The sequence below is a fragment of the Rheinheimera texasensis DSM 17496 genome (assembly GCF_000711985.1).
Lineage (GTDB): Bacteria > Pseudomonadota > Gammaproteobacteria > Enterobacterales > Alteromonadaceae > Pararheinheimera > Pararheinheimera texasensis.
Genome location: NZ_JONU01000007.1, coordinates 283,856 through 308,648, shown reverse-complemented (window position 1 = coordinate 308,648; position 24,793 = coordinate 283,856). Strand labels below are relative to the sequence as shown.

The window sequence follows — 24,793 nt, the reverse complement described above, 5'->3', positions numbered from 1 at the left end:
AATGGACCGGCGAATTGTCGCATCGGGCTTGAATTTACCCACAGAGTCCATATCTTACAGGCAGGTCATCAGAAATTTGAGGTAGAGATGAAACGTATACTGTTGTTTATTATGACAAACCTTGCTGTGATGCTCGTGTTGTCGGTAGTGCTGAGCATCCTGTTCAGTGTCTTTGGCATCGACCGGCAAAGTATGGGCGGGCTGTTGTTACTGGCCGCAGTGTTTGGTTTTGGCGGTTCTTTTATCTCGCTGGCGATGTCAAAGTGGATGGCCAAACGTTCTACAGGCGCAGTGGTGATTGAACAGCCTCAAAATGCCACAGAGCACTGGCTGGTCAATACAGTGCGCCGTCAGGCGCAACAAGCCGGCATCGGTATGCCGGAAGTTGCCATTTACGACTCGCCGGAAATGAACGCCTTTGCGACCGGGATGAGCCGCAACAATGCACTGGTTGCAGTGAGTACCGGTTTGCTGCGGAATATGCGGGAAGAGGAAGTAGAAGCGGTACTGGCGCATGAAGTGTCCCACGTTGCTAATGGTGACATGGTGACGCTGACGCTTATTCAGGGCGTAGTCAATACCTTCGTGATTTTCCTGGCACGGCTTATCGCCGGCGCCATCCACAATGCTACCCGTAGCAGCGATGATGAATCTTCAGAATCTGGTGGTTTTGCCTATATGGCCACCGTGTTTGTGCTCGAAATGATGTTTGGTGTACTTGCCAGCATCATTGTGATGTGGTTCTCCCGTAAGCGGGAATACAGCGCCGATGCCGGTGCCGCCAAACTGGTTGGCGCCAACAAAATGGTGGCTGCGCTGGAACGGCTGCGTAACAACCACGATAGTCAGCTGGAAGGCTCGATGATGGCTTTTGGTATTGCTAACAAACCAGCCAGCAGTGAGTTGTTCTTAAGCCATCCACCGCTGGAGAAACGCATCGCAGCGTTACGCAACGCCGCTTGATCGCTCAACTTTATCCCCAAAGGCCGCCATGCGGCCTTTGGCTTTTTAGCGCCGGAAAATTTTAGGTTGCCGACGCTAAGTTTATGAAGCAATATAAATTTCTCTTTGATCTGCGGTCTTTATCCGAATTTTCTGCAACCTTTTGCAGCGGGCGCAGGTCAGAATCTGCAACACTTCTGATCCCGGAGCAAAACAATGACAAAATGGCTGGTGGCTTTTTCCCTTACCTGTAGTTTAGTACTGGGCGGCTGTGCCAGTACCGGCGGTCAGACCGCCGAGCAAAAACGGCAGTCCATTGAACAAATGCGCGCTTCGACTTTAAACAAACTCTACAAAGAAAAACCGTACGCCGCCGACAGTATTGAACGTGCCGCCGGTTATGCAGTGTTTTCCAATGCCAACGTTAATTTAATATTCGCCAGCGCCGGTGGCGGCCATGGCGTCGTCCATAGCAATAACGGCTCTGTGACTTACATGAAAATGGGCGAAGTGGGTCTGGGTCTGGGGCTTGGCGCTAAAGACTACCGGCTGGTATTTGTGTTTCATAACCAGCAGGCGCTCAATCGCTTTGTCGATGACGGCTGGGCCTTTGGCGGACAGATGGACGCAGCTGCGAAAGCCAATGAAAAAGGTGACGCCATCGGTGGCGAGATCACTGTCGACAACATCACTATTTACCAGCTGACTGAAACCGGGTTAGCGTTGCAGGCAACAATTAAAGGCACCAAGTTCTGGCGCGATGACGCACTGAACTGAGTTGCCGCGGCAAATGCCGCAGTCTATGGTTAGAACAAAACAACACCCAGGAGACTTTATGCCAATTAATGCCGATTTGAATGTTGAGATCCGCGTGCTGAATTTATTTAACCTCGACAGCAGTCTGGAGGGCATCAAAGTCCATAAAGATGCTGACGCTGAAACCAAAGCTGCCATTGGACGTTTATATCAGAAAGGGCTGTTGACCCAGGCTGATGGTGGCTATCTGACAGATCTCGGCCGCAGCTGCGCCGAACATGTGCAGACCGCACTCAGGATCTTAGCCGTTTAAGCTTCTTCAGCAGTTGACGCACCAGCGGGCGGGCCTCGGCATAAGCCGCAGCCTCGCCTGCAAACTGCCAGCGCAGGTAATATTGCGACAGAGCATTAAATTCAGCCGTCAATGCAGGCTGTTGCTCTGACCAGATAGCCAAATACTGCTGATAGCTCTGGTTTGCCGCTTTCGGTTGCAGCTGCAGCAGGGGCAGGAATAAACGCCTGGTGGCGTCAGGCCGTGGCCTGCGCAAACCATACCAAGCGCCGGCAACTGCGGTGGAAAACAGCAGCCATAACCACCAGTCTGAAGGAACCCGCAACGCCTGTTGCCACTGACGCAGCTGACCAAACAAACTCTGTTGTTGTGCCGAGTCGAAACTCAGCACCCACATCGACCAGTAATAATCCAAATCCCGCAAAGGCTGCAACACCATGATGCGCAGCTTCGCCAGCATCCAGTCGCCGCCGGCACCGGCAAAGTCGCCGAGATTGTCATCTGACAATGTCTCCAGCAACAAAGCCGGTTCAATCAACGCCGTTGGGTCGAAGCTGAGCCATTGCCCTTGCTGATAGTACTCGACCCATGCGTGTGCATCTTTTTGCAGCACTTGCAGATAGGCACCATCGTCCTGCCATTCGCCGCCTAAATAGCCACCGACCAACCGTGCCGGAATACCAGCAGCACGTAATAAAAACACCGTTGCGCCGGCGTAATGACTACAAAACCCCAGCTTGCGTTCAAACAAAAACTGGTCAATCTGGGCGCCACTAAGCTCGCCCGGTGTCAGACTGTAGCGAAATTGTTGCTGGCGGAAATATTCACTGATCTGTTGCACAAGTAAAGTCGCAGATGCCGCTGTGCCGGCATTTGCCGCGTTCAGGCTCAGTTGTTGCGCCAGCGCCCGACTTTGTGGGTTGCCGGCAGGCAGTTGCAGATAGCGGTTGATATTGCCACTGGCTTTTATAGGGCTGATGCTGCTGGATACCTGATAACTGAGCCGCTGACTCAGCGGTTGCTCCGTGACCAGCAACGCCTCGTTGGTAGCCATTGCATTCTGGCTATGACGCTGCACCTGGCCGATGCTGAATAAACTGTACTGCTGATGCGGCTCGGCGACTACAGTGTAATGGTATTGTGCCAGCGTATCAGTCGAAGCCAAAGGTCTGGGTTGTAAACGCTGGGCCCGCCAGTTGCTGCCATCAAACACATCGTAAACTTTGGCGCGAAAATATCGCTGTGACGCCGCTGGCGCCGGGCCGCTGAAGCGCACCCGGAATGCTAAATCCTCCGACTCCAGCAGGCGACTGACTGCGCCCGGTGCCAGATTGTCACTGAGCCCGGTCTGCGTCATTTTGGCACCCGGCAATTGCCATAATGGCGGTAATCGCGGAAACAGCACAAACAGAACGCCGGTGAACAGCATCACCAGCAAAGTGTTACGGCTCAGAATATGCCAGTTGAGTTGTGGCAGCTGAGTACAGAACGTCAGATACTGGGCATATAAATTCAGTGCAAATGCTGCCAGAACAATTGCTGCAAGCCACAGGTCCTGATGCAGGATAAATGCACAGGCGAGCAAAAAATAGTGGACCCAAATCAGCTGTACGACGTCCGTACGCCGCTGTGGCGTCAGGCCTAACAACCGCAGCACCGCCGCAAGCAACAGAAAATGAAACATCAGGTGCATCACGCCAAGCTCTCGGGCGCTCAGTAGCAACGCCAACAGCATGCCACCAGCCAGCAGATTACTGTATCCCAGGCTCCAGGCTTTGCCATTTCGATACAACTGCCACAGCTTCGCCAGCAACAACAGTGCAAATACGGCCAGACTCCAGGAGGTATAAGCCGGTAATAGCAGCGCCCACAGTAGTAGCTGAAACAGCCACAAGCGCCATTGTAAGGCCTGAAACAGAGAAGGACTTAACATAAAGCCAGCGCCTGTAAGGTCTGGCGTAAATGGGCAGGTCCAGAGCCAATCGCCACTTCCTGCTGAGCGAGGCGCAAGCCAAATGGCTGCGCTGCTTGCTCCAGCAGTTGCGCCCGGGCGGCGAGATCTGCAAGCTGAGCTTCGAATGTGTCAATCCGCGCATCCGGGCTTAACCAAACTTCAGCAGACGGCTGGTTCACGGCTGCGTATTGATGCACCAGTAGCTGCTGTTGCCGGCTGAAACGTTTCCAGTCCAGTTGCCGCCAGGCGTCGCCCGGCTGATATTGGCGCTGCCCCGACCATTCTTCGCGGTTGGCGCTGTTGTCCAGCCGTTGCTGCGCGCTGAATTTTGACAACCGCGGTGTCGGGAATACCCAATATTTGGTGTCGAGGCGGACATAGCTCCAGCACCGCACGAGGCCAAAAGGGTAGACCGACTGCAGTTTGAGGCGGGGGATTGGGTGATAGCCGCGTTTGGCCGCCGCTAAGGTCAATAACGGACAGCTGCCGGTGACAAGGACGCCTGACTCTTCTTGCCAGCCCAGCACCAAAGCCTGTGGTAAGCCGCTGGCCCGTCGCAGTTGCAGCAAAATATGCACTGTATCTCCGACACAGGCATCTGCTGGGACTTCGGCCTTGACTGTGGTGTGATGTAAATTCAGAAACGCCAGCAAAATCGCCGAGATGCACAACACCAACAGCAGATACCCCAATAAAATCACCAGATTGTTTTGATAATTAGTACCAAGGATGTACAACAGGACGACTAAGGCCAACAGTGCAAATCCAAAGCGCGTGGGGAAGACAAACAGAACCCTCTGACGCAGCAGTTGCTCTGCAGTCAGCGGCGTTCGCTGGTCCAGCCAGTGCCAGATCCGCTGCCGGATGCGGGCCCTTATCGCAGTCCACATTGCTTTCATGTCAAATCTGGCAAGGCGTTTGTTGCAACAACAAAGTGCTGGCGTTAGTTTCGCCAGCGTGTCCGCCCGGGTGCAGCCGGTGTTCCGCCACTGCGGGGAAAATATGCCGGATATCATCAGCGGTGACAAAGCTGCGGCCGCAAATTAAAGCGTAAGCGCGACCGGCTCTGACCAGTGCTTTAGCGGCTCTGGGCGATAATGCCTGCATATCCTGCCTGCCACGGCTTTGGCTAACTAAATCAAGTACATAGAGCAGTAAGGGCTCGCTGCAGTGGATGTTATCGACCGATTGCTGTAACGCCATCAGGGTCGCAGGATTTAACATAGCGGGCAGCGCCGCGCTGCGGCCGGCCGGTTGTTGCAACAACTGCAGCTCGGCAGCACGGTCGGGAAAACCCAGGCTTAAACGCAACATAAAACGGTCGAGCTGAGATTCCGGCAGTGCATTTGTGCCGCTGTAGTTTTGTGGGTTTTGCGTAGCAATAACAAAAAATGGGGTTGGCAATTCGCGGGTAGCACCATCAATCGATACTTGATGCTCTTCCATCGCTTCAAGCAACGCACTTTGGGTTTTTGGACTGGCTCTGTTGATTTCGTCGGCCAGCAGCACCTGACTAAACACTGGCCCCGGCTGAAATCGGAACTCCTGAGTTCTTGCATCAAACAGGTTAAAACCGGTTAAGTCTGCCGGCAATAAATCACTGGTAAACTGCACACGACGATAACTCAGGCCGAGGCTTTGTGCTAAGGCGTGAGCCAGCGTGGTTTTGCCCATTCCCGGCATATCCTCCAGCAACAGATGGCCGCCGGCCAGCAGGCAGGTCAGTGCCAGCCGGATTTGCTGCGGCTTGCCGAGGATCACCTGATTCAGTTGCTGCTCCACCTGATGGAGAACCGCCGCATTTGATACATCAGTCACTGCTCTGTCCTTGTCTGGCTGCTGCTACTGTCAAATAGTCACAAAATTCGTATACTGGCGCAACTTGTTTAGAGTCAGGGCCTTGCCAGTGAAAATTCTTTTTGTCTGTTTAGGAAATATTTGCCGTTCACCGACCGCGCATGCGGTATTTCGTCAGTTGGCCGCGACCCAGGGTCTGGTGTGTGAGGTCGAATCGGCCGGAACCAGTGCATCGCACAAAGGCGAAGCACCGGACCCACGCAGTATCAAGGCGGCACCGGAATATTCCTTTAAAGGTATCAAATCACGGCCTGTGTTACCGGCTGACTTTCATGACTATGATTTAATTCTGGCGATGGATCAGCAAAATCTGGCTGATTTAACCCGCCGTTGCCCGCCTGAGCAGCAACACAAATTAAAACTGTTGCTGCAATATCATCCGGAATATCCAAAATGGCAGGAAGTGCCGGACCCTTATTATGGCGGTCCGCGTGGTTTTGCCGTGGTATTCGATTTAATTGAGCAGGCTTGCCAGCAGTTAGTCCGGCATTTAAAGCAAGGCTGACCATTAAATAGCCGTTTATACGTCCAGATTGAAATTTATCCGGTCAAAGCGTTGAATTTCGCCGCCTATGCCTTTACCTTGTGCGGTGGAGCCATAACCCAAGTGAAATTAACATCCACAAACACCTGACATAGGAATTTTAAAGTGACTACCTGGACGCCTCAAAGCTGGCGAGCATTTCCGATCCAACAGCAACCCCATTATGAAGATCAGGCTTTATTAGCCTCGGTAGAGCAGCAGCTGCACAAATATCCGCCGCTGGTTTTTGCTCAGGAAACCCGTGATCTGTTTAGTCAGCTCGGCCAGGTGGCCGAGGGCAATGCGTTTTTGTTGCAGGGTGGCGATTGTGCGGAGAGCTTTAGCAACTTTAATGCGCCCAAGATCCGCGACACTTTTAAAGTTTTGCTGCAGATGGCGGTGGTACTGACATTTGCCGGCAGTTGCCCGGTGGTCAAAGTCGCCCGCATGGCTGGCCAATATGCCAAGCCACGCTCGAGCGATCTGGAGACTATCGATGGCATCAGTCTGCCAAGTTACCGCGGCGATATCGTCAACAGTTTTGAGTTTACTGAAGCTGCGCGTCAGCCAGATCCAAACCGGCTAATGACGGCATATCATCACAGTGCGGCGACGCTGAACCTGTTGCGCGCTTTTGCCCAGGGTGGTCTTGCCGACCTGCATCAGGTTAGCCGCTGGAATATGGGCTTTGTTGAAAGCAACCCATTAAAAGGCCGTTACCAGGATATCGCCCAGCGTATTCAGGAAGCACTACGGTTTATGGAGATTTGTGGCATCAGTGCGCAGACTTCGCCTTCTATCCGCGAAACTACGTTATACACCTCGCACGAAGCTTTGCTGCTCAATTACGAAGAAGCACTGACGCGGCGTGATTCGTTAACCGGGCTCTGGTACGACTGCTCGGCCCATATGGTGTGGATAGGTGAGCGTACGCGGCAACTGGATCACGCGCACATCGAATTCTTCCGTGGTATCCATAACCCGATAGGTGTCAAGATTGGCCCTGGTATGGATGAGCTGGACCTCATTCGCTTAATCGACAAGTTGAACCCGGACAATATCCCTGGCCGGCTGACGTTGATCACCCGGATGGGCGCTGATAAGCTCGCAGACAAACTGCCAGCCTTAGTGCGACGGGTACAACGCGAAGGTCGTAAAGTGGTCTGGAGTTCGGATCCAATGCACGGCAACACCGTTAAAGCCAGTAACGATTACAAAACCCGTGATTTTGAAGCTATTTTGCGTGAGATCCGTAACTTCTTTGCGGTGCATCAGGCTGAGGGTTCACATGCCGGCGGTATCCACCTGGAGATGACCGGTGAACACGTCACTGAATGCACCGGTGGCGCCTATGGCTTGTCGGAAAATGATTTAAGTCAACGGTATTTCACCCAGTGTGATCCGCGCTTAAATGCCGATCAGGTATTAGAACTGGCGTTTTTGATCGCGGATACACTCAGGAACGTGCGTAAATAATAGCCAAGGACAGCCGATGCAGGACCTGCAAACTAAAGTGCAAACCAGTGGGCGTAAGTACCGGGTGGGCATTGTCGGCGCAGGTAGCATCGGCTGTTTTTTAGGTGCCATTCTCTCGCAAGACGATGATTTGGAATTGCTGTTGCTCGGCCGCGACTATATGGGGCTGGAGCTGGCCGCTCACGGTCTGACCGCGCGCTGGCAGCATGACGCTGAGCATTATCAGGCGAGCGTTTCTGCGGTCGCGTTTTACACCTCTTTTGTTAGTCTGATTGAAGCTGATGTGGTGCTGCTGGCTGTCAAAGCCACGGCACTCAGTGCGTTGTTACACCAAATCAAACCGCATTTGCGCCCCGATGTGCCGGTTATTGCGCTGCAAAACGGCATCGGTATCACCGACATTATTCAATCGCAGCTACACAACCCGGTGCTGCGTGCCATAGTACCTTTTAATGTAGTCAGTCCCGCCCCCGGGCAGTTTTTGCAGAGCAGCAGCGGGGCTTTGCTATGGCCAGCCTCTGAGGCGGCTTTGGTGCAATATCTGCAGCAAGTGTTTTATAGCCGCGGTCTCGATGTACAGGCTGTGGACGATATGAAAGCGGCGGAATACGGCAAATTACTGTTAAATCTGAATAATGCGTTAAACGCTGTGTCCGGCTTACCGCTGCGCGCACAGTTACTGAACCGACACTGGCGTTTATTACTTGCTGCTGCGATGCAGGAGTGGCTGGCGGTTTGTGCTAGTGAACAAGTGACGCCAAGGCAATTCACCGCATTAAAACCGGCGTTATTGCCTTTAGTCTTGCGGCTGCCGGACTGGTTGTTTCGCCGGGTGGCGGCCAAAATGCTGCGGATTGACCCACAGGCGCGGTTGTCGATGTCAGCCGATTTAAGCAGCGGCCGACGCACAGAAATTGCCTTTTTAAATGGTGCCGTGGTACAGCTTGGCAAGCAACATGGTATCAACACGGCGGTGAACCAGGCGATAGTCGACCTGGTGCATCAAAAACAACAAGACCTGACTTATAGTGCAGATCCGCTGCAGCTGTGCCGGCAACTACAGTTAAGCTGAGTCTTAGTATTTCTGCCGTTTTAAGCCGGTTTCCGCCATGATTTTGGCGCTGATCTCCTCAATCGACAAAGTTGTGGAGTTCAAATACGGGATCCGCTCTTTGTGATAAAGATTTTCCACTTCATCCAGTTCCAGTTTGCATTGGCGCAGCGACGAATAGCGGCTGTTGGGCCGGCGCTGCTCGCGGATTTGGCTTAAACGCTCTGGCGTGATGGTCAGGCCAAAAAGCTTGTTGCGATGCGGCTTTAACGCGGCCGGTAAATGCAGCGAATCCATATCTTCTTCGACAAAAGGGTAATTTGCCGCTTTGATGCCGTACTGCAGAGCCAGATATAGCGAAGTCGGCGTTTTGCCACTGCGGCTGACGCCGACTAAGATGATATCGGCCTTAGCATAATCTTTCAGATTGGCACCATCGTCATTGGCAAGTGCGTAGTTCACTGCGTCGATGCGATAGTCATAGGTTTTTTCATGAATGCTGTGAGTACGGTGCGTCTTGGGTTTGGCCGGTATGCCCAGTTCTTTTTGCATCGGCTCGACAAAAGCGTTGAGGAAGTCATAACAAACACCTTCCGAACTGTTAATAATGGCACGCAGTTGTTCGTCGACAAAGGTTTGGAACACTAAAGGCCGCACTCCGGTAGTTTTATAACGATCGTTAATACGTTGCTTGGCTTGTTCGGCTTTCAGTGCAGTTTCGACAAATGGGATAGTGACATGGTCGAATTCGGCTTCAAACAGCGATAACAGCGCGTGTCCGAACACTTCGGACGTAATGCCCGTACCATCAGAGATATAAAAGGCTGTACGCATCAGAAACCCCATTTGTTGTTATAAATTTTCATTAAAAATTAGCATTTTAATTTAGACGGCCAGCAGTGTAGAATTATTTTGCTTACGTGTCTGCCGCTGTAAGCTTACATAACCTGCAACAAAAATTGGAGACATACTGTGCAAGAATTCGTTGTTTGGTATCAGGATTTGGGCATGCACGATGTCCCGCGGGTTGGAGGCAAAAATGCCTCTTTGGGTGAGATGATCAGTAACCTTTCTGGCGTCGGTGTGCAAGTGCCGGGTGGCTTTGCAACCACAGCTGAAGCCTTTAACCAATTCCTAGAGCAAAGCGGTGTGAACGAGCGGATTTATCAGCTGCTCGACGGCCTGGATGTCGACGATGTGACGGCGCTGGCCAAAGCCGGTGCGCAAATTCGTCAGTGGGTCATTGATACCCCGTTCCAGCCAGAATTTGAAACTGCCATCAGTCAGGCTTTTGATGAGCTCTGTGCCGGTATGGGCAACGACGCTTCTTTTGCCGTGCGTTCCAGCGCCACAGCCGAAGATATGCCGGACGCGTCTTTCGCCGGTCAGCAGGAAACCTTCTTAAACGTACGTGGTTATGAGCATGTGATCGAAGCCATCAAACACGTATTCGCTTCATTATTTAATGACCGCGCCATTTCTTATCGCGTGCACCAGGGCTACGACCACCGTGGCGTGGCGTTATCCGCCGGTGTACAGCGCATGGTGCGCTCTGATTGCGCTTCCAGCGGCGTGATGTTCTCTATCGATACCGAATCCGGTTTTGAAGACGTAGTGTTTATCACCTCAAGCTTTGGCCTTGGCGAAATGGTGGTGCAGGGTGCTGTGAACCCGGACGAATTTTATGTGCACAAACCAACCGTCAGCGCCGGTCGCCCCGCAGTTGTGCGCCGCACTTTAGGCAGTAAGCTGGTGCAGATGGTTTATTCTGGCGAACACAGCCATGGTAAACAAGTGCGGATTGAAGATGTTGCCGCCGACAAACGTCGCCAGTTTTCGATTACTGACGCCGAAGTGGAAGAATTAGCCCGTCAGGCCATCACCATCGAAAAACACTATGGCCGGCCGATGGACATCGAATGGGCCAAAGACGGTATCGACGGCAAGCTGTACATAGTACAGGCGCGACCAGAAACTGTGCGTTCGCGTGAAGACAGCAACTCGATGGAACGTTACCAGTTGCAAGGCACAGCCGCGGTCGTCACTGAAGGCCGCGCTATCGGCCATAAAATCGGTTCCGGTACGGCCAAAGTGCTGGCCAGCATCGCTGACATGGACCAAATCCAGCCGGGTGATGTCCTCATCACTGACATGACCGACCCGGACTGGGAACCGATCATGAAACGCGCTTCAGCCATTGTCACCAACCGTGGCGGTCGTACTTGTCACGCCGCGATTATTGCCCGTGAACTCGGCATTCCGGCTGTCGTCGGTTGTGGCGACGCCACAGAAAAAGTCAAAACCGGTCAGCAGGTTACGGTGTCCTGTGCCGAAGGTGATACCGGTTATGTCTACGACGCTATTCTGCCGTTTAACGTCGTGACTTCACGTGTTGACAGCATGCCGGCGCTGAAAATGAAAATCATGATGAACGTCGGCAACCCGGAGCGTGCTTTTGGATTTGCCAAACTGCCGCATGCCGGTATTGGTCTGGCGCGCCTGGAATTTATCATCAACCGGATGATTGGTGTGCATCCAAAAGCGCTGCTGAACTACAGCGTGCAGCCGGCGGATGTGAAAGCGCAAATCGACGAAATGATGGCCGGTTATGCCTCACCGGTAGAGTTCTACGTCGCCAAGCTGACCGAAGGTATTTCCACGCTGGCGGCTGCTTTTGCACCGGAACGCGTAATAGTGCGGATGTCAGATTTTAAATCGAACGAATACGCCAACCTGGTCGGCGGTCGCCAGTACGAGCCACACGAAGAGAACCCGATGATTGGTTTCCGTGGCGCGTCGCGGTATATCTCGGAAGATTTCCGCGATTGTTTTGCGCTGGAGTGTGAAGCGTTAAAACGCGTGCGCAATGACATGGGCCTGACTAATGTCGAAATCATGATCCCATTCGTGCGCACTTTAAGTGAAGCCGAAGCGGTGATTGGCTTATTGGCTGAGCAAGGCTTAAAACGCGGCGAAAATGGCCTCAAAGTCATCATGATGTGTGAGCTACCGTCGAATTGCCTGCTGGCAGAAGAATTCCTCGAATTCTTTGATGGTTTCTCGATTGGTTCTAACGACCTGACCCAGCTGACTTTGGGTCTGGACCGCGACTCTGGCCTGATTGCCCATCTGTTTGATGAGCGCAATCCAGCGATTAAAAAGCTGTTGTCAATGGCGATCTCAACCGCCAAAGCCAAAGGCAAATATGTCGGGATCTGTGGCCAGGGACCGTCTGATCATGAAGATTTTGCCGCCTGGCTGATGGATCAGGGCATCGATTCTGTATCGCTGAACCCGGACACGGTGCTTGAAACCTGGTTGTATCTGGCGGAGAAATACGGCGGCTGAAAAGCCACCTGATCTGTCGGGTCATCTGAAAGCCAACCTTTGGGTTGGCTTTTTTGTCGGTTATTTACACAGTCACCAACAACAAATGCGCTCTAAGCCCTGTCAACAGTGACTTTTGTAAAATCAGAAGCTTGCAATGTACCGGCTCAGCCTGCAGACTGTGCATCAGATTTATTGCATACAGGAGGTGTCATGGCTTTAACGACTTTGCAACGGGCGCAGGGCGCGCTGGCAGCGGCTTTAGCCGCCGATGCATTGGGCACCCAGTTTGAGTTTTGCCAGCCGGCGGAACTCAGACGTAAGCCCGCAGCCGAGCTGTTGCAACTGCAGGATTGTGGTCCATGGCACACGCTGGCCGGACAGCCGACCGAAGAAGGTGAGCTGATGTTGCTGCAGGCCCGAATGCTGCAATATTGCCGCAGTTATTCAGAAGAACAAGCCTTGTCTGCTTATCGTTATTGGCTCAGTACTGAGCCGTTTGCGCTTGGCGCTTCGTTGCAACGCGCTATTGTCGGCGGGCCCGATGAGCAGGACTTTAGCGCTAATGCTTTAGCCCGGTTAACACCACTGTGTATTCTCGGTGTGCATTTTTCGCTGCCACAAATTGCCGCCTGGGCAATGGCCGATACTGCCTTGACGCAAAATGCCGTCCTGATGCAGGAAATTAGCGGGCTTTATGCGATGTTACTGGCCAAAGCCATCGACAGTGGCAGTGATGCTGACACCTTGTATCAGGACGTTGAAACCTGGGCGCAGGAGCTTAAATCAGACCCGCAGATCCGTGCCGCCATTGCGCAGGCGTTGTTTATGCCGGGAAGTAGCGAGCTTCGGCAGCAAAATCCGGCCTTAGCCGCCTTTCAGAATCTGTTGTTTCAGCTGCTGTACGCTAAATCCTTAGGCGAGGCACTGGTTGATACCATCCGCTTAGGTGGTGATACCGGCACTAATGCGGTGATTGTTGCCGCTGTGTTTGGCGCTATCGGCGGTATTGAGCAAGTGCCGCAGGAATGGCGCGATGCATTAAAAAATTGTCGGCCACAAGACGGTGTAACCGGCGTTGAACAACCGCGCGATGACATATTTTGGCCGGTCGAAGCTGAACAATTGGCACAACATCTGACAGAACTGACACCTGATAAGGCTGCTTAACATTGGCATGGAATGACATCTTTGCTGCTGTAGGCTGCTATCATTAGAATAATTACTGAAGTATATTTAGTAACCAAAGAATAAAATATCAGGTGCCTGATATGCAGCAGCCACAGGTGGTTCAGGGCTTGCCCCTGTCCAATGACCAGCAAAAGGCGACAAAAACGCAGGATATGGCTGATTTTATCCGCAGTATCCAACCACTGTTACCTGATGGCGCACTCAATACCAATCCTTTAGATCTGGTCAGTAAAAGCCACGACGCCAGCTTTTATCAGCTGGTCCCACAACTCATTGTCACAGTTCACAGCATTGAGCAAATCCAGCTGCTGCTCGCTGCTGCCAGTCGTTATCAGCTGGGCTTAACCTTCCGTGCTGCCGGTACCAGTTTGTCCGGCCAGACACTGACAGATCAGGTACTAGTGCAGCTTGGCTCGGGTTTTAGTCACTATCGTATTGAACAACAAGGTTTATTCATAAGTTGCGGCCCTATGGTCCGCGGCGGTGATGCCAACGCTTTGTTACAGCCTTATGGCCGGATGATTGCCCCGGTTCCGGCTTCTTTGGCCAGTGCGACTATTGGTGGCATTTGTGCCAACAACGCTTCGGGTATGAATGCGCTCGATACTTATCAGATGCTGCAGGCGACGAAGCTGGTACTTGCCGACGGTACAGTGCTCGATAGTGCAGACCCACTGAGTGTGGCGGCGTTTCGCCGGCAGAAAGCTGTTTTATTAGCCGACCTTAGTGCTGTTGCAGAATCTATTCGCAGTGACGAGCTGCTTTGTCAGCGCATCCGGCGCAAATATCAGCTGAAAAATACCACTGGCTATGGCCTGCGGGCGCTACTGGATTTTGATGATCCGCTGCAAATGCTCTGTCACCTGATGATTGGTTCTGAAGGTACCTTAGGTTTTATTGCTGAAGTAACGCAGCGCACTATTGAGCTGGATAACGAAAGCGCCAGCGCCTTTATGTTATTCCCGGATTTACATAGCGCTGGTCTGGCCGTGCAATCGTTAGCAAAACTCGGGCGTCAAGTGGTCGGTGCCTGTGAACTGCTTGATGACAAAGCGCTCTTGGCAGTGCGACATCAAGCCGGTGTGCCGGCAGTTGTTGCGGATCTCGAACCAGGCGTCACTGCATTGCTGCTCCAAACCGGTGCAGAGTGCGTTGATGTGCTAAAGCGCCAAATCGGTCAGATTGAGCAGGCGATCATAGCATTCAAAGACCCACGCAGTCTGCCGTTTAGCATGGACAAAGAGCTGTGCCAGCAATATTGGAATGTGCGTAAAGGCGTGTTTCCTGCCGTTGGTGCGACCAGGCCTGCCGGAACGACCGCGCTTATCGAAGATGTCTGTTATCCGGTGGCCCGGTTGACAGAGGCTTTGTCTGACCTGCGCAATTTACTCAATACGCACGGTTATCAGGATGCCGTCATCTATGGTCACGCGCTTGACGGAAACATGCACTTTATTTTTGCGCAGGGTTTTAGCACGGCAGAGGAAAAGCATCGTTATCAGCAGCTTATTGATGCTGTCGTTCGCCATGTCGTTGATGATTTTGACGGGTCGTTGAAAGCTGAGCATGGCACTGGCCGTAATATGGCACCTTTTGTCCGTCGTGAATGGGGTGACAAAGCCTATGCCGCCATGCGGCGGATCAAGCAACTGCTGGACCCACGAGGCGTGTTAAATCCGGGCGTGTTGCTCAATGACGATCCTTTGCTTCATCTGCAAAACTTAAAACCGCTGCCCATCAGCAACCCATTGATAGACGCCTGTATTGAATGCGGTTTCTGTGAGCGGGTATGTCCGTCGAGAAATCTGACCATGACACCCAGGCAGCGTATTGTGGCAAACCGCTTTCTTGCCACGCTGGATAACGAAGGCCAGGCGAGCTTGTCAGCGGATTTGATGCAAAATCATGATTATCAGGCGGTGCAAACCTGTGCGGCCTGTGGACTCTGTGCTACGCAATGCCCGGTTGGCATTAATACCGGCGATTTAACACGGCAAAGCCGTAGCCTCGCAAAACCTGAAGGGAAAATCACTCAGACACTTGCGCAACATTTTGCTGCTGTGACCAAGGTCGCCGCCACCGGTCTGGGGATAGGCAATGCTGCAGCCCGACTGATTGGAACAGGCCGGCTGCAACGTCTGACGCAACGTCTGCATCCATATGGTTTGCCAGTCTGGCTGAACACCATGCCTGCCAGCGCGGGCGAGCTGGCAAGCCCGGATCCGGACAACGCAGTGGATTTTATCTATGTGCCAAGCTGTGTCAGCCGGGTGATGGGGCCACAAGCGGACAATCCGGACGTACGCAATCTGACTGAAATTGTCCGGTCGCTGGCAGACAAAGCCGGTTTGCGTTTTGCTTATCCTGTGGCACTTGCCAGCCAATGTTGTGGGCTGCCATTTCAGAGTAAAGGTCAGTTTAACGCTTCTACAGCAAAATCTGCGCAGCTACTGGCAGCCTTGTGGCAACAAAGCCGGCATGGCCAGTTACCGGTATTGGTGGATACCAGCCCCTGTACGCAAAAGCTGCTTGAGGATGCGAAAAAGGACCTGCGTTACATCGGATTGAAGTTATTAGAACCGGCCGGATTTGCTTTGCGATATTTGTTGCCGCGATTACAAGTGACGACGAAAGCGGCAAGGATCGCCTTACATCAAACCTGTTCCAGCCGGCGCATGCAGGCCGATCCCCTACAGTTACAACTGGCAGAGCTGCTGAGCTTAGAGGTCGTGGTGCCAAAGGACATCCATTGCTGCGGTTTTGCCGGCGACAAAGGTTTTCAGCTACCGGAACTGAACGCTGCAGCGCTGTCACCATTAAAAACACAAGTCACTGGTTGTCAGGGAGGATATTCCACCAGCAGAACCTGTGAAATTGGCTTGTCGGCCCATAGTGATTTGCTGTATCAATCCTTGTTACAGCTGCTGGATAAACAATCGGCTCCAGCGGGTCAATAAAGCTCTGACCGAACACTGAAGCAGTATTTCCTTCAGCAAAAAAAGCAGCGCGAGGCTGCTTTTTTTACAAGCCACAATCAGTTAATCAATCATCACAACGCCACAGACCAAATAACCAATAAGGGCCAATGCTGCACAAATCAGCGCATAAGGTAGTTGGGTACGGGTGTGCTCGAGTAAATCGCAGCCGGCGGCGACAGCACTGACAGCAGTGGTATCTGAGATGGGAGAGCAGTGGTCGCCAAACACACCGCCGCCCAGAATAGCAGCCAGCACCAGTGATGGTGGCAAGCCCAGATTGACCACTAACGGCATACCGATGGGGATCAAAATAGCAAATGTGCCCCATGAAGTGCCGGTAGTGAATGAGATGAGCGCGCCAGCTAAAAACAACATGGCCGGAACTAACCACAACGGTAAGGATTCGGCAACCAGGCCAGAAATATACAAGCCCGTGCCCAGGTTTTTCAGACTTTGGCCAAGTGCCAGCGCCAGCAGCAAAATACTGACCAGCCCGAGCAATTCGCTCATGCCTTTAAAGCCAATATTAACCAGTTGTTGATGATTATATTGTTTGCTGAGCAACAACATCAGATAAGCCACCACACAGCTCAAAGTTGTGGCATACAACACGGATTTAGAACCAGAACCCTGCGCTAAATCGCCGTTGCCTGTCCACAGCATAAAACCAACCATACCGACAATCATCGTCAGCAAAGGCACCAGCATAAAACGCGCTTTGGTCGGGGCTACTTCCTGCTCGTCGTGACCGTCGATTTTGTTCAGTTGCATGTTGGCATGACGCATAGGCCCTAAATGCCGGCCCGTCCAAATGGTAAACAGTACCAGCAGCAAGGTAAAAATCGCATAGAAGTTCAATGGAATGGTCGCCATCAATACCGACACCGGATTGTCTTGCATTGCGTACGGCGTGATTAGGCCGAGTACATATGCACCCCAGCCATTGAGTAAGATCAGAATACAGATGGGCGCACTGGTACTGTCGATGATGTAGGCCAGTTCGGCGCGGCTGATTTTAAATTTATCAAACAAACCACGCGATAATATACCGGCAGTCAGCACAGACAAATTGGATTCAATAAAAATTACCACCCCGGTAAAAAACGCGAGCAACTTACTCTGCCGGGCAGTTTTGGCCACCCCCCGATTTACCAGACTGGTGACCAGTGCCGCGACGCCACCGGAATACCGCATATAGGCCATCAAAGCGCCAACCATCAAGGCGAACAGCAACAGGCGGGCATTGCCCGGATCTGTCAGTACATTAGTCATGGCTTCGAGTGTATTCACTGCACCAAGAGTGGATGCGCCCACCAACGAACTGCCACCTTTGATTAGCAGCAGAAGTTCCGCGCTGAATAACGATAAAACTAACGCTACTATTACCTCTTTACGCCACAGTACTACAGCAATTGCAACTACTGCGGGAATTAACGTCATCCATTCAGCCAAAAGCACACCTCGATTCAACCAATTTTATATTAGGACCAACGACTATTCTTGTAGGGTCAGTGCCAGATTATCAGGTCCGGTCAGACTGTCAGGAAAATACTTTTCCAGCAAGGCCCAAAGCACAGCACAGGTTTCAATATCTAACTCGCCACTGACGCGATTGGGCACAAAATGCCGTTGAAAAGCCAGCAGGACTTGACGGCTGGCGTCATCCCAAACTCCATTTACCTCAATGCCATAACCGTAGCGTTGTAAAGCACGCTGCACTAAATGCACGTCAGGCAGAGACGACATGCCTTGCCAGTATTTCAGCAACGTTGGATTGTCATACCAGGCACCAATACCTTGCTGCGCCAGCCATTGCCAGGGAAAACGCGGGCCTGGATCTTGTTTGCGCGATGGTGCGATGTCACTGTGCGCGACGACTCGGGTGGGACTTATTTCCGGGTTTCTCGCCAGAATATCTTTTAATAATGTCGCCAGCAGCTGCAATTGCGCCGGGTCAAAATCTGGGGTCAGGCAAAGTTCGTTCTGCGCTGGTTGCGCCAGCGGTACTTTGCGTTGATAGCACCAGCCAAGATTCACCAGCTCGATGCCAATCGACTGGTCATTGAGCGCGCTGCGATCTTCCCAGCGACTGGCGCCGGCATGCCAGGCTCTTTGTGATTCCGGCACCAGTTGATACACCTGCAGAGGCTGATCCGCCGGGTAGGTCGGGTCAAAGCTTTCCGGGATCAGATAATGGGCACTGACGGCAGAGGCACTCGGTTGCGTCAGGGCCTTTAAAGATTGCTGCCAGTTGATGGCAGTGTAATGCAGTACCAGCAGCCGCACCCGCTCGTTGCGGTTTACCGACTGGTGCTCGGTATTGATTGCCACCGGGCTGGTCTGACTGCAACTTAGCAGCAACAGCAGTGAGCCCAATAGCATTGCTCGATAAGCCAAAAGGTGGTTTGTTAACTTCGGAAAAAACACGCTGAACCGCTCCGGTCTATGCTGTTGAATGGCTATTAATTAGCACAAATATTCATCATTTGATACAATTGAGGAATAATATATTACGGGCTATAATTTCACTATTGCAGCACTTCTGCCCGATATTTTGAGGGCTAAGCCGAATGTTTCTAATTTTATCCCAAATTTTCGGCATAAGTCATTCATCATAACTGGCCGGTTTTCCTTGAAACAGAACCGATACTAAGAAAATACTTTACCACGGTCTTGCGCTGTAATATTTTCAGTGCAAAAAGGTAAACAGCACTTTAAAGGAAAACCACCAGAATGTCCTGTTTAGTCAAAATCCGCTCGATCAAAGATACTTTGTCAGCCAATGAGTTAAAAATTGCTGATTTTGTGCTGAAATCTCCGGCGTTGATCCGGGAGCTATCGTCACAGAATCTGGCGGGTGCTGTTGGCGTCAGTCAGAGCAGTGTGGTGAAGTTCACCCAAAAACTGGGTTATCGCGGTTATCCGGATTTTAAATTTGCCCTCAATGAATCAGTGTTATCAGAACCTGACAATACGGCGTTGCACGGCAAAATAGTGCTCAGTGACAACCTGCAGCAAGTCAGCGACAAATTACTGGCCAGTAAAATTGCCGTGTTAAATTCGACAGCGACATTAAACAGCGCGGAGCTGGTGGAGCAGGCAGTACAAATGCTCCGCGACGCGCACCGCATTCATATCAGCGGTATTGGCGCATCTGCACTGGTCGCCAAAGATTTTGCTTACAAACTGCAGAAACTTGGCTTTTGTGCCATGGCCGAAAACGACAGCCATGTGCAGCTTGCTGGTGTGGCTACTCTTGGTAAAGGCGATTTGTTATTTGCTATCAGCCAATCCGGCAATACCCGCGAAATTGTTGAAATTAGCCGGCAGGCCCGTGCCAATCAGGCCATGGTGATGAGTCTGACCCGTTATGGTCAGTCTCCGGTTGGGGACCATGCTCATTTGCAGCTTTATATGGCGACTGACGAAGAATCTGCACGTCTATCATCGATCCTGGCGCGCACCGCGCAGGAATACGTCATTGATTTGTTGTTTATTGGTCTGACACAGGCTTCAAAAACTGGCCGTACCCTAATGGAAAAATCCAATCAGGCGGTAGCCCAGTTTTACCGCTCGCGATAAGACTGTTCAGGGATAAAGCAAGTAGGGCGCACGGCGGCGTGCAAAAGACGCTAAGCCTTCTTTCCAGCTTTGGCGAATTTGCGCTGCAGTTTGCTGTTGCTCAAGTTGCTGCCGTAGCTGATCTGTCCCAGCCAGTTTGTCAAAAAACGCCGGCTTATCAATCAAAGTCATGCCTTTGGCTTTAAACCGTGTTTGCCAGGCCAGCCAGACTTCCACCATAAGTCCATGCTCAGGTAATTCAGCTCTGAAATCTTCAGCGCCAATAAGCGAATCGCGCCAGGGCGGATTAAGCGCTGCGCCTGGGGTACTGACCGGTGTCAGCGCCCAAGTCGCCGGATTCTCCAGCAAAAGCGGGTGGCCTGCCAGCTGGAAAGGCCAGGCGGTGCCGCGGCCGACAGACACCGAAGTGCCTTCAAACAACGCCAGGGTTGGATACCAGGCGATTGACTGCCGGTTCGGTAAGTTCGGGCTGGGGGGCACCGGTAAATCGTAAGGCAGATCACGCCGGTAGTTGGCGATCGGTAAAACAGTCAGCGTTAAAGCGTTGCTGTTACTGATCCAGGCTTCGCCTTTGATCATCAACGCCAATTCGCCCAGTGTCATGCCGTGCAGCAGTGGAATGGGATGCAAGCCAACAAAAGAGCTGAATTCTGCTTGTAACAGCGGGCCATCCAGCCAGCGGCCATTGGGGTTGGGTCTGTCCAGTAACCACAGTGGTATTTTTGCGCTTGCTGCAGCCTGCATCACATAATGTAAGGTCGACAAATAGGTGTAAAAGCGGGTGCCGACATCCTGTAAATCAAACAGTATCAGATCAACCCGTGCAAGTTGAGTCGGGCTTGGGGCTTTTTGCGCACCATATAACGAATAAATCGGTACACCACTGTGCTGATCACGACTGTCGGCCACCGCAGCACCGGCGTCCGCATCGCCGCGAAAACCATGTTCAGGCGTAAATATCACCGTAACTTGCAGGCCCAGTTCATCCAGCACATCAACCAGATGACAATGACCCAGCCGCGAGCTCTGATTCACCACCAGCCCAAGACGTTTGCCCCGGAGTTCGGCTTGCCTTTGTTTAAGTTGCGATGCACCAACCCGGGCAGAGAGGTCGCTGACCATGGTGGTTGGGTCGGCAAAGCAACTTTGTGTCGTTACCCGGTTTGCTTCGCCAGCTACTGCTGCGCAGGCCAACATACCGGCCAACATCAGAACGAATGGCAAAGTGTTTATGCCGGACATGCTGTCGCCTTAACTCCTGCAATTGCCTGCGCCAGATGGCCCTGGTTTTGCTGCAGTAGCAGCCGGGCGGCCTGCACATCATCAGCCGTCATAGCGCGATGCGTCGGTACACAGTGATACAGCAAAATAGCCAGTTTGACATTTTGATCGGCCTGCTGTAGCAAACAGCTGGCATCCTCCAGACTGCATTCAGTGGCCTGACGGATGATATTCAGTGCTCTTGCTTTTAATTTGGCATTGCTGGCATGCAGGTCGACCATCAGGTCCTGATAGACCTTACCGCTTCGCACCATAGCCGCTGTGGAAATCATGTTCAGCATCAGCTTCTGTGCTGTGCCGGCTTTCAATCGGGTCGAACCGCTTAACACTTCAGGCCCGACTGGCGCACAAATCGCTATGTCTGCGCAGCTTAAAACTTCAGTGGCCGGATTGCAGCTGATACCTGCAGTTAAAGCTCCCAGCTCCCGCGCATAACGCAAACCAGCGATGACATAAGGCGTGCGGCCGCTGGCTGCGATACCTACAAGCACATCTTTGGTACAGAGATTTATCGCTGCGAGATCGGCAACCGCCAACGCGGCATCGTCTTCCGCACCTTCTTTGGCGCGAAACATCGCACTATGGCCGCCAGCGATAAGACCCATTACTTGCTCTGGTCCAATACTAAAAGTTGGCGGACATTCCACGGCGTCCAGCACACCTAAACGCCCGCTGGTGCCTGCACCGAGATAAATCAGCCTGCCGCCTTCTGCAAAAGCAGAGACGATTTTGTCGACCAGTTGTGCCAGCGGGGGAATCGCAAGTGCAACAGCTTGTGGCACGGTTTGGTCGGCCTGATTCAGTGTTTTTAGCAAAGCTTCGGTTGGTAAACCTGCTAAATCAAGCCGGGTTGCATTGCGCGATTCGGTCGGCAATTGACTCAGCTGACGCGCCAGCGCAATGGCCTGGTCGTCTTTACCAGCAAACGCCTGCGTTTTTAACGGTTGGGGAGGTTTTGTCACAGCCCCGGCCAGTTGCCGGGCGATTAAAACGGCGCCCCGTACGCTATCCGCTTTAGCGCTTTGACACCAACTGCGCACCCGCTCGGACAAATAGGGCACAGTCGCAGCGGCCAGGCCGCCGAGTACCACCACAGGTAAATCAGTATCAGCGCGTGTTGCTTTAATCAGCAGCTCCACGTCGGCAGCATGTTTATGCAACACTCCAAGCGCTGCCGGGCAACTACCGGCCAATTCAATCACTGTTGGCGCGAACGCGGCATATTGGTTGGCATTGGCTTGACGCAACCAGGTCAGCATCGTTGTTTTATCCTGGCCTATGATGGAAAAAATATACTGCGCGAGTTTTGAGTAACTTTCGGGATGGCAATCCTGCTCCCACAAGGCGGCGCGTACTGCCGCTTTTCCCATGGCGGCGCCGCCGCCTTCGTCACCAATACTAAATCCCCAGCCACCAACTTGCTGCTCTTGCTGGCTTTGGTCCAGCCGCATCGCTACAGATCCTGTGCCCAGCGCAATAGCGACTACCGGCGCGCCGCCATTGGCGCCATGTAACGAGGTTTTAGCATCGGTGGTGACATAACAGGCAGCAAATTGCTCTGGTTTTAACGCACTGATGAAATGCTGTTTTAAGCGGTCATCTCCGGCACCGGCAATGCCGACGACCAGCACGACCTGGGTTGATGTCAACTGTGTGGTTTGCAGGATGCTACTGACAAGCTTGATGACTGTCTCGCAGGCACCGGCCAAATCGTTGGTCAGATGCGCCGGACCGCTACTGGCTTGCGCCAGCTCTGCGCCTTGCGCATCACACAGCAGGGCCAGCGTTTTGCTGCCACCGCCGTCAATTCCGAGCAGATACATAGACATCAGTCACCTCATCAGAGCGCTGCATAACTAAAGCTGCCGGCGGTTCAGGCCTACTGGCAACCGGCTGTGGCTTACCGCTTAATGCCACCAGCGCCGCCAGCATAAACCCGATACAAAGTTGCCAGGTAAAAGCCAAATCAAACTGCCACGCTGCTGGTAGATACCACTTTTGCAGATAGGGCTGCTGCAATGCTGCGACGACAAAACCAGTGAGCAAAGCGAGGGCGCAGCTGCGGGTATTGCCCCGCTGGCTAAACAGCGCAACCGCAAATACTGCCAGTAAACCACTGTACGAGAACACCATTACCCCAAGGGCAAAGGCCAGTAGCGGTGTATCACTGAACTGTTGCCAGTAAAAACACAACATTGCCATAGCACCCAGCGCCAGCATCAAAACAAGCATAAAGGCGCGCGCCAGTGGCACTTCGTTGGTGGCCGATAAACGTGCACCCAAGCGGGGTTTCAGCATATCTTCCATCAACACTGACGCCATTGAATTGAGGCCAGATGTCAGTGTCGACACTGCGGCCGCTATTACACCGACTGTGACCAACCCGCGTAAACCAGTGGGTAATTCATGCAGTACATAGAACATAAACACCGTAATGGTTTCACCGGCAAAGCGGCTTGTTGGCGCAGCGCCCTGAATACTGCTAAATGCCGGGTCCCGATAAAACAAAAACAGTAATAAACCAATCCCTAACAGCACCATGACCACTGGCACGACTAACAGCACCGAGCCAACCAGTGCCCAGGTACCCTGGCGGGCGTCGCGACAGGATAAAGCACGTTGGGTTAAATCCTGATCCAGACCAAAAGAGGCGATAAACAGCAAAAAGAAGCCGGTAAAAGTAGATAGTAAATTAAAGGCGCCGGCCGGGCTCAGATCTGTGCCAAAATCCAGCAAACGTAATTTACTGGCGCTACCATCGGCCGGTGTTTGCAATGACTGCCAGATCTGACTGCTGTCGCCCGGTAATTGCCAGTATAAATAGCCAAATACCAGCACAGCAGCGCCGACATAGACCGCGCATTGAATGGCATCGCCATAAATCACTGAGCGGATACCGCCCCAGGTCGAATATGCAAAACTGACGATGCACAGCAACATGATAGCGCCGAGGACATGACCGGCGGCGATATCGCTGAACAGGATCATCGACAATGCAATTGCCGCCATGTACAGGCGGGCACCACTGGCAAATAAACGGCCAATCAGGTACATCCAGCCGGCATGGCGTTTGGTTGGCTCACCAAAACGATGTTGCAACAAGGCATAAGCGGTACTGACTTTATATTGGTAAAATTTCGGCAGTAGAAAATGGGCAACAAAAAACGCTGCTGCTAAAGCGCCAAGATTGGTGGTCAGATAGGTCAGGTCGCCGCGGTAGGCATAATCCGGCGCACCTAAAAATGTCGCGGCAGATTGGGCTGTCGCCAGCACCGATACGGCAACAACCCAGGTTGGAATTTTGCCATTCCCGGTAAAAAACTCCCGGCTGCTGCTAATGTTGCCGCGGTTAAACCACCAGCCGGTCAGCGCAAGCAAAAGAAAATAGCCGGCAAAGATACTCCAGTCTGCCGACTGAAAAGCCGAATTCATGAATGCCCCTGTGATTTTACGGCTATAGCTTATTTTCCAAGCATAGGGGGCATCAAATATTATTTCAAACTATTTTTATAAGAATAATATATTCTTGATTTTCACCAGAAGCTCCGGCATAACTAACAGTATCAAGTGATGTTTTTAAGCG

At 52.4% G+C, this 24,793-nt stretch carries 19 protein-coding genes; 10 read left to right on the top strand and 9 right to left on the bottom strand.

Annotated elements, in window-relative coordinates; all coding sequences use genetic code 11:
* Positions 1 to 87 precede the first annotated feature (87 nt).
* The 3 genes from htpX to Q399_RS0101410 all read left to right on the top strand — a co-directional run bounded on the left by htpX (position 88) and on the right by Q399_RS0101410 (position 2,011).
* Positions 88 to 963, top strand: a complete 876-nt coding sequence (gene htpX, locus Q399_RS0101420) for a protease HtpX (RefSeq protein ID WP_031564697.1) — start codon at positions 88 to 90, stop codon at positions 961 to 963.
* 195 nt (positions 964 to 1,158) lie between these two features.
* Positions 1,159 to 1,719 carry a lipid-binding SYLF domain-containing protein gene (locus Q399_RS0101415; protein WP_031564695.1) on the top strand — a complete coding sequence of 187 codons (561 nt, stop codon included), beginning with the start codon at positions 1,159 to 1,161 and terminating at the stop codon, positions 1,717 to 1,719.
* 58 nt (positions 1,720 to 1,777) lie between these two features.
* Entirely contained in the window at positions 1,778 to 2,011 is a 234-nt protein-coding gene (locus Q399_RS0101410; RefSeq protein WP_031564694.1) for a TIGR02647 family protein, read from the top strand.
* Here Q399_RS0101410 and Q399_RS0101405 read toward each other — a convergent pair.
* The 3 genes from Q399_RS0101405 to Q399_RS0101395 are packed head-to-tail and all read right to left on the bottom strand — an operon-like array spanning position 1,992 to position 5,762.
* Positions 1,992 to 3,923 carry a transglutaminase TgpA family protein gene (locus Q399_RS0101405; RefSeq protein ID WP_031564692.1) on the bottom strand — a complete coding sequence of 644 codons (1,932 nt, stop codon included), beginning with the start codon at positions 3,921 to 3,923 and terminating at the stop codon, positions 1,992 to 1,994. The genes Q399_RS0101410 and Q399_RS0101405 overlap by 20 nt on opposite strands.
* Positions 3,917 to 4,843: a DUF58 domain-containing protein gene (locus Q399_RS0101400; protein ID WP_031564689.1), complete on the bottom strand. Its 927-nt coding sequence runs from the start codon at positions 4,841 to 4,843 to the stop codon at positions 3,917 to 3,919. Before Q399_RS0101400 ends, Q399_RS0101405 begins: the two co-directional genes overlap by 7 nt.
* A 1-nt stretch (position 4,844) precedes the next feature.
* Positions 4,845 to 5,762 (bottom strand): AAA family ATPase, encoded by a 918-nt coding sequence (locus Q399_RS0101395; protein ID WP_031564687.1) that lies wholly within the window; start codon positions 5,760 to 5,762, stop codon positions 4,845 to 4,847.
* Between the two features lie 88 nt (positions 5,763 to 5,850).
* On the opposite strand from Q399_RS0101395, the gene Q399_RS0101390 reads away from it, so the two are divergent.
* From Q399_RS0101390 to Q399_RS0101380, 3 genes are all read left to right on the top strand, one after another.
* Complete coding sequence (locus Q399_RS0101390; protein ID WP_031564684.1) at positions 5,851 to 6,306, top strand: low molecular weight protein-tyrosine-phosphatase; 456 nt, start codon at positions 5,851 to 5,853, stop codon at positions 6,304 to 6,306.
* Positions 6,307 to 6,450: 144 nt separating this feature from the next.
* Entirely contained in the window at positions 6,451 to 7,800 is a 1,350-nt protein-coding gene (locus tag Q399_RS0101385; protein ID WP_031564682.1) for a class II 3-deoxy-7-phosphoheptulonate synthase, read from the top strand.
* Between the two features lie 16 nt (positions 7,801 to 7,816).
* Positions 7,817 to 8,872: a 2-dehydropantoate 2-reductase gene (locus Q399_RS0101380; protein ID WP_051685662.1), complete on the top strand. Its 1,056-nt coding sequence runs from the start codon at positions 7,817 to 7,819 to the stop codon at positions 8,870 to 8,872.
* A gap of 3 nt (positions 8,873 to 8,875) precedes the next feature.
* On the opposite strand, the gene ppsR is transcribed toward Q399_RS0101380, so the two are convergent.
* Positions 8,876 to 9,685 (bottom strand): posphoenolpyruvate synthetase regulatory kinase/phosphorylase PpsR, encoded by an 810-nt coding sequence (gene ppsR / locus Q399_RS0101375; RefSeq protein ID WP_031564677.1) that lies wholly within the window; start codon positions 9,683 to 9,685, stop codon positions 8,876 to 8,878.
* A 138-nt stretch (positions 9,686 to 9,823) separates the two neighbouring features.
* On the opposite strand from ppsR, the gene ppsA reads away from it, so the two are divergent.
* The 3 genes from ppsA (at position 9,824) to Q399_RS0101360 (ending at position 16,326) form a co-directional block, all read left to right on the top strand.
* Positions 9,824 to 12,199: a phosphoenolpyruvate synthase gene (gene ppsA, locus Q399_RS0101370; RefSeq protein ID WP_031564675.1), complete on the top strand. Its 2,376-nt coding sequence runs from the start codon at positions 9,824 to 9,826 to the stop codon at positions 12,197 to 12,199.
* A 192-nt stretch (positions 12,200 to 12,391) separates the two neighbouring features.
* Positions 12,392 to 13,348 (top strand): ADP-ribosylglycohydrolase family protein, encoded by a 957-nt coding sequence (locus Q399_RS0101365; protein WP_031564673.1) that lies wholly within the window; start codon positions 12,392 to 12,394, stop codon positions 13,346 to 13,348.
* A 101-nt stretch (positions 13,349 to 13,449) separates the two neighbouring features.
* The gene (locus Q399_RS0101360; protein ID WP_051685661.1) at positions 13,450 to 16,326 is read left to right on the top strand and encodes an FAD-binding and (Fe-S)-binding domain-containing protein; all 2,877 of its coding nucleotides are present in this window, start codon (positions 13,450 to 13,452) and stop codon (positions 16,324 to 16,326) included.
* Between the two features lie 81 nt (positions 16,327 to 16,407).
* Here Q399_RS0101360 and Q399_RS0101355 read toward each other — a convergent pair whose 3' ends face one another.
* Together Q399_RS0101355 and Q399_RS0101350 are read right to left on the bottom strand one after the other, a co-directional pair.
* Positions 16,408 to 17,787 (bottom strand): Na+/H+ antiporter NhaC family protein, encoded by a 1,380-nt coding sequence (locus Q399_RS0101355; RefSeq protein WP_031564669.1) that lies wholly within the window; start codon positions 17,785 to 17,787, stop codon positions 16,408 to 16,410.
* 54 nt (positions 17,788 to 17,841) lie between these two features.
* A complete protein-coding gene (locus Q399_RS0101350; RefSeq protein WP_031564666.1) occupies positions 17,842 to 18,729 on the bottom strand; it encodes an N-acetylmuramoyl-L-alanine amidase in 888 nt (295 codons plus the stop codon).
* Positions 18,730 to 19,080: 351 nt separating this feature from the next.
* On the opposite strand from Q399_RS0101350, the gene Q399_RS0101345 reads away from it, so the two are divergent.
* Positions 19,081 to 19,929 carry a MurR/RpiR family transcriptional regulator gene (locus tag Q399_RS0101345; RefSeq protein ID WP_031564664.1) on the top strand — a complete coding sequence of 283 codons (849 nt, stop codon included), beginning with the start codon at positions 19,081 to 19,083 and terminating at the stop codon, positions 19,927 to 19,929.
* A 6-nt stretch (positions 19,930 to 19,935) separates the two neighbouring features.
* On the opposite strand, the gene Q399_RS0101340 is transcribed toward Q399_RS0101345, so the two are convergent.
* From Q399_RS0101340 to Q399_RS0101330, 3 genes are read right to left on the bottom strand one after another with little or no spacing between them, the layout of a single operon-like run.
* Positions 19,936 to 21,171 (bottom strand): exo-beta-N-acetylmuramidase NamZ family protein, encoded by a 1,236-nt coding sequence (locus Q399_RS0101340; protein ID WP_031564662.1) that lies wholly within the window; start codon positions 21,169 to 21,171, stop codon positions 19,936 to 19,938.
* A complete protein-coding gene (gene murQ, locus Q399_RS21825; RefSeq protein WP_084164037.1) occupies positions 21,159 to 23,039 on the bottom strand; it encodes an N-acetylmuramic acid 6-phosphate etherase in 1,881 nt (626 codons plus the stop codon). Before murQ ends, Q399_RS0101340 begins: the two co-directional genes overlap by 13 nt.
* Positions 23,014 to 24,642, bottom strand: coding sequence for a sodium:solute symporter (locus Q399_RS0101330; RefSeq protein ID WP_084164036.1), 1,629 nt, complete (start codon positions 24,640 to 24,642; stop codon positions 23,014 to 23,016). Before Q399_RS0101330 ends, murQ begins: the two co-directional genes overlap by 26 nt.
* Positions 24,643 to 24,793 lie beyond the last annotated feature (151 nt).